Annotated in this window: 1 pseudogene; it reads right to left on the bottom strand. The window is 41.1% G+C overall.

Features of this window, described 5'->3' with window-relative positions:
• A pseudogene (locus tag K0F88_RS32055) lies at positions 1-470 on the bottom strand (hypothetical protein); the annotation flags it as partial.

Genomic DNA, 470 nt, shown 5'->3' with positions numbered 1-470 from the left:
AGATATCGCGCAAATGCCTCTGAAAGCTCAGGCTCAGTAATCACGCGCCCGTTCATAGCGACCAGCAAAACCAAGGCACGGCCACAGTCATCCAGTTGCGCTTGAAATGGATGATCCCAGACCTGAGACGGATCATCTAGCAAACCAGTTATATGAGCCCAGTAAGACTCGGATGGGACATCCTCCAATCGCTGGGCATCGGTAATAAATCGGATTAGCCGAGGATTAAAATTCCTATGATCAATAATAGTTCGATAACGTTTATGCGAGTACAACTGCTCAACATATTCAGCATCTATTTCAGAATGCCAGATATGATTGTAAAGAATTCTGGCCTTATCGATCTTCGCCAAAGATTCAAGTGTAATCTCAAACTCATTTCTATTTATATTTGAGTTGTAGAAAACATCGTTTAAAATTTTTCCTTGATTGAGAATAGTAGTTCGAGATGTCAATACAAATCGCTTTTG

This window comes from Pseudomonas sp. UMAB-40 (assembly GCF_900095275.1).
Classification (GTDB): domain Bacteria; phylum Pseudomonadota; class Gammaproteobacteria; order Pseudomonadales; family Pseudomonadaceae; genus Aquipseudomonas; species Aquipseudomonas mandelii_B.
Note: the sequence above shows the minus strand (reverse complement) of the source record. Positions and strands in the feature narration are given on the sequence as shown.